Source organism: Paraburkholderia sp. EG304, assembly GCF_046543485.1.
Classification (GTDB): domain Bacteria; phylum Pseudomonadota; class Gammaproteobacteria; order Burkholderiales; family Burkholderiaceae; genus Paraburkholderia; species Paraburkholderia youngii.
Map to the genome: position 1 here is coordinate 1 of NZ_JBKGUA010000136.1, position 5,493 is coordinate 5,493.

General features: G+C 54.3%; 2 tRNA genes and 3 rRNA genes. All 5 read right to left on the minus strand.

From position 1 onward, the window contains the following. Window positions 1-43: 43 nt before the first annotated feature. Window positions 44-157 (minus strand): 5S ribosomal RNA (gene rrf / locus ACLFKU_RS42290). A gap of 225 nt (window positions 158-382) precedes the next feature. Next, window positions 383-3,262, minus strand: a 23S ribosomal RNA gene (locus ACLFKU_RS42295). Window positions 3,263-3,553: 291 nt separating this feature from the next. After that, window positions 3,554-3,629, minus strand: a tRNA-Ala gene (locus ACLFKU_RS42300). Between the two features lie 56 nt (window positions 3,630-3,685). Then, window positions 3,686-3,762, minus strand: a tRNA-Ile gene (locus ACLFKU_RS42305). 78 nt (window positions 3,763-3,840) lie between these two features. Then, window positions 3,841-5,373: ribosomal RNA gene (locus ACLFKU_RS42310) — 16S ribosomal RNA — on the minus strand. The 16S, 23S and 5S rRNA genes sit together here with 2 tRNA genes alongside, the layout of an rRNA operon. Between the last annotated feature and the right edge of the window lie 120 nt (window positions 5,374-5,493).

A 5,493-nucleotide genomic window follows, 5' to 3' on the forward strand; every position in this document is an offset into this window, starting at 1 on the left:
AAAAACCCCACCGCTGGGGGTGGGGTTTCTGGCTTGTGGGGGAGCCTGACGATTACCTACTTTCACACGGGCAATCCGCACTATCATCGGCGTGGAGTCGTTTCACGGTCCTGTTCGGGATGGGAAGGGGTGGGACCGACTCGCTATGGTCATCAGGCATGACGGGTTGCTGCGTCGCTGTCAGGTTGGGGTCAACCTGGCGCCACAGCCAATCGGGAAGAAGCGTAAAGGATTCGTGTGTGGGTTGTGTTGTTTCTGGCGCAACGCTGATCTCTCAACCGTGTGGGCTGGTGACTCCTGCGGGAGTTCCAGCGCATCCCTTTCGGGGATCGGACAGTCGCAAGCGCTAAAGCGCTAACTCATGTCGAAACACACCTGTTATAGGATCAAGCCTTACGGGCAATTAGTATCAGTTAGCTCAGTACATTACTGTACGTGCACACCTGACCTATCAACGTCCTGGTCTTGAACGACCCTTCAAGGGGCTCGAAGCCCCGGGGATATCTCATCTTAAGGCGAGTTTCCCGCTTAGATGCTTTCAGCGGTTATCTCTTCCGAACATAGCTACCCGGCGATGCCACTGGCGTGACAACCGGTACACCAGAGGTTCGTCCACTCCGGTCCTCTCGTACTAGGAGCAGCCCCCTTCAAATATCCAGCGCCCACGGCAGATAGGGACCAAACTGTCTCACGACGTTTTAAACCCAGCTCACGTACCTCTTTAAATGGCGAACAGCCATACCCTTGGGACCGGCTACAGCCCCAGGATGAGATGAGCCGACATCGAGGTGCCAAACACCGCCGTCGATATGAACTCTTGGGCGGTATCAGCCTGTTATCCCCAGAGTACCTTTTATCCGTTGAGCGATGGCCCTTCCATACAGAACCACCGGATCACTATGACCTGCTTTCGCACCTGTTCGACTTGTCAGTCTCACAGTCAAGCACGCTTATGCCATTGCACTATCAGCACGATTTCCGACCGTACCTAGCGTACCTTCGTACTCCTCCGTTACACTTTGGGAGGAGACCGCCCCAGTCAAACTGCCTACCATGCACTGTCCCCGATCCGGATCACGGACCAAGGTTAGAACCTCAAACAGATCAGGGTGGTATTTCAAGGACGGCTCCACGCAGACTGGCGTCCACGCTTCATAGCCTCCCACCTATCCTACACAGACCGGTTCAAAGTCCAATGCAAAGCTACAGTAAAGGTTCATGGGGTCTTTCCGTCTAGCCGCGGGGAGATTGCATCATCACAAACACTTCAACTTCGCTGAGTCTCGGGAGGAGACAGTGTGGCCATCGTTACGCCATTCGTGCAGGTCGGAACTTACCCGACAAGGAATTTCGCTACCTTAGGACCGTTATAGTTACGGCCGCCGTTTACCGGGACTTCAATCAGGAGCTTGCACCCCATCATTTAATCTTCCGGCACCGGGCAGGCGTCACACCCTATACGTCCACTTTCGTGTTTGCAGAGTGCTGTGTTTTTATTAAACAGTCGCAGCCACCAGTTTATTGCAACCCCTTCACCCTTCTGGCGCAGGCCAGTCAAGCTACCGGGGCGTACCTTATCCCGAAGTTACGGTACCAATTTGCCGAGTTCCTTCTCCCGAGTTCTCTCAAGCGCCTTAGAATACTCATCTCGCCCACCTGTGTCGGTTTGCGGTACGGTCACTGTGAAACTGAAGCTTAGAGGCTTTTCCTGGAACCCCTTCCAGTTGCTTCGCTTCCGAAGAAGCTCGCGCCACACCCTTGAGTCCTGTGCCCGGATTTGCCAGGGCACCCTCTCCAATGCAGCGACCGGGACTTCCAACACCCGGACAACCTTCCGCGATCCGTCCCCCCATCGCATTTCACAATGGTGCAGAAATATTAATCTGCTTCCCATCAGCTACGCATTTCTGCCTCGCCTTAGGGGCCGACTCACCCTACGCCGATGAACGTTGCGTAGGAAACCTTGGGCTTACGGCGAGGGGGCCTTTCACCCCCTTTATCGCTACTCATGTCAGCATTCGCACTTCCGATACCTCCAGCACACTTTCCAGTGCACCTTCGCAGGCTTACGGAACGCTCTCCTACCATGCACATAAATGTGCATCCGCAGCTTCGGTATATGGCTTAGCCCCGTTACATCTTCCGCGCAGGACGACTCGATCAGTGAGCTATTACGCTTTCTTTAAAGGGTGGCTGCTTCTAAGCCAACCTCCTGACTGTTTTAGCCTTCCCACTTCGTTTCCCACTTAGCCATATTTGGGGACCTTAGCTGGCGGTCTGGGTTGTTTCCCTCTTGACACCGGACGTTAGCACCCGATGTCTGTCTCCCGTGATTGCACTCTTCGGTATTCGGAGTTTGCTATGGCGAAGTAATCCGCAATGGACCCCACAACCATGACAGTGCTCTACCCCCGAAGGTGATACACGAGGCACTACCTAAATAGTTTTCGGAGAGAACCAGCTATTTCCAGGTTTGTTTAGCCTTTCACCCCTATCCACAGCTCATCCCCTAACTTTTCAACGTTAGTGGGTTCGGTCCTCCAGCACGTGTTACCGTGCCTTCAACCTGGCCATGGATAGATCACCTGGTTTCGGGTCTACACCCAGCGACTGGACGCCCTGTTCGGACTCGCTTTCGCTACGCCTGCCCTAATCGGTTAAGCTCGCCACTGAATGTAAGTCGCTGACCCATTATACAAAAGGTACGCCGTCACCCCTTGCGAGGCTCCGACTGTTTGTATGCATGCGGTTTCAGGATCTGTTTCACTCCCCTCCCGGGGTTCTTTTCGCCTTTCCCTCACGGTACTGGTTCACTATCGGTCGATCACGAGTATTTAGCCTTGGAGGATGGTCCCCCCATCTTCAGACAGGATTTCACGTGTCCCGCCCTACTTGTCGTACACCCAGTTCTTTCACAATGTTTTCGCCTACGGGGCTATCACCCGCTATGGCCGCACTTTCCAGAGCGTTCGGCTAACACTGCAAATAAAGAGTACAGGCTGATCCCATTTCGCTCGCCACTACTTTGGGAATCTCGGTTGATTTCTTTTCCTGCGGTTACTTAGATGTTTCAGTTCACCGCGTTCGCTTCACGCAGCCTATGGATTCAGCTACGGATACTCCATTAGGAGTGGGTTTCCCCATTCGGACATCTCCGGATCAAAGCTTGTTTGCCAGCTCCCCGGAGCTTTTCGCAGGCTACCGCGTCCTTCATCGCCTGTGATCGCCAAGGCATCCACCACATGCACTTGTTCGCTTGACCCTATAACGGGTGTGTCTCAGTTCAGACGCACGCGCTACAGGTTGAGTATTCGTGTTGCGCCGTATTCCAAAGCGATCTCTCGATCACTTATAAAATACATCGATACAATCACAACCCTGATTCACCTACTCACGCACCCATCTCCAGGTCCGCTTTCGTGAATCTCTTTACTACTTCTTCCTGATTGTTAAAGAACGACAGCCGATCATGAGTTGCCTCACATCGCGCTGACTGGCTCAATCGCCAATGCGCAACGCTCTGCATGTGTGCAGAACCCTGCGCATTGAGGATTGGTGGAGGATGACGGGATCGAACCGACGACCCCCTGCTTGCAAAGCAGGTGCTCTCCCAGCTGAGCTAATCCCCCAGTCATACAGCACACACTCCAGAGGGCTCACCCGACCAGCTCACCAGACAAGACAGTGGTGGGTCTGGATGGATTCGAACCATCGACCCCCGCCTTATCAAGACGGTGCTCTAACCGACTGAGCTACAGACCCCTGAGTCTGTCTGCGTTGCTTCTCTAAACCACAGCCGATAAGCGTGAGCACTTGAATGCACTGAATGCATAGCTCTGGAAAGGAGGTGATCCAGCCGCACCTTCCGATACGGCTACCTTGTTACGACTTCACCCCAGTCATGAATCCTACCGTGGTGACCGTCCTCCTTGCGGTTAGACTAGCCACTTCTGGTAAAACCCACTCCCATGGTGTGACGGGCGGTGTGTACAAGACCCGGGAACGTATTCACCGCGGCATGCTGATCCGCGATTACTAGCGATTCCAGCTTCACGCACTCGAGTTGCAGAGTGCGATCCGGACTACGATCGGTTTTCTGGGATTGGCTCCACCTCGCGGCTTGGCAACCCTCTGTTCCGACCATTGTATGACGTGTGAAGCCCTACCCATAAGGGCCATGAGGACTTGACGTCATCCCCACCTTCCTCCGGTTTGTCACCGGCAGTCTCCCTGGAGTGCTCTTGCGTAGCAACTAGGGACAAGGGTTGCGCTCGTTGCGGGACTTAACCCAACATCTCACGACACGAGCTGACGACAGCCATGCAGCACCTGTGTGATGGCTCCCTTTCGGGCACTCCCGCCTCTCAGCAGGATTCCATCCATGTCAAGGGTAGGTAAGGTTTTTCGCGTTGCATCGAATTAATCCACATCATCCACCGCTTGTGCGGGTCCCCGTCAATTCCTTTGAGTTTTAATCTTGCGACCGTACTCCCCAGGCGGTCAACTTCACGCGTTAGCTACGTTACCAAGCCAATGAAGGCCCGACAACCAGTTGACATCGTTTAGGGCGTGGACTACCAGGGTATCTAATCCTGTTTGCTCCCCACGCTTTCGTGCATGAGCGTCAGTATTGGCCCAGGGGGCTGCCTTCGCCATCGGTGTTCCTCCACATCTCTACGCATTTCACTGCTACACGTGGAATTCCACCCCCCTCTGCCATACTCCAGCGCTGCAGTCACCAATGCAGTTCCCAGGTTAAGCCCGGGGATTTCACATCGGTCTTACAGCACCGCCTGCGCACGCTTTACGCCCAGTAATTCCGATTAACGCTCGCACCCTACGTATTACCGCGGCTGCTGGCACGTAGTTAGCCGGTGCTTATTCTTCCGGTACCGTCATCCCTCATGGATATTAGCCACGAGGTTTTCTTTCCGGACAAAAGTGCTTTACAACCCGAAGGCCTTCTTCACACACGCGGCATTGCTGGATCAGGCTTGCGCCCATTGTCCAAAATTCCCCACTGCTGCCTCCCGTAGGAGTCTGGGCCGTGTCTCAGTCCCAGTGTGGCTGGTCGTCCTCTCAGACCAGCTACAGATCGTCGGCTTGGTAGGCCTTTACCCCACCAACTACCTAATCTGCCATCGGCCGCCCCTTGAGCGCGAGGTCCCGAAAGATCCCCCGCTTTCCTCCACAGAGCGTATGCGGTATTAATCCGGCTTTCGCCGGGCTATCCCCCACTCCAGGACACGTTCCGATGTATTACTCACCCGTTCGCCACTCGCCACCAGACCGAAGTCCGTGCTGCCGTTCGACTTGCATGTGTAAGGCATGCCGCCAGCGTTCAATCTGAGCCAGGATCAAACTCTTCAGTTCAAACCTGTTACTGTTTTCGGTTTCGTCAGAAACCGGTCGCTCACTCAACGTACTGACGATGATCAATCCGTCTTTCGACAGATAAACCTTCCTCTAATACTGTGTGAGGCTTTCTGATAC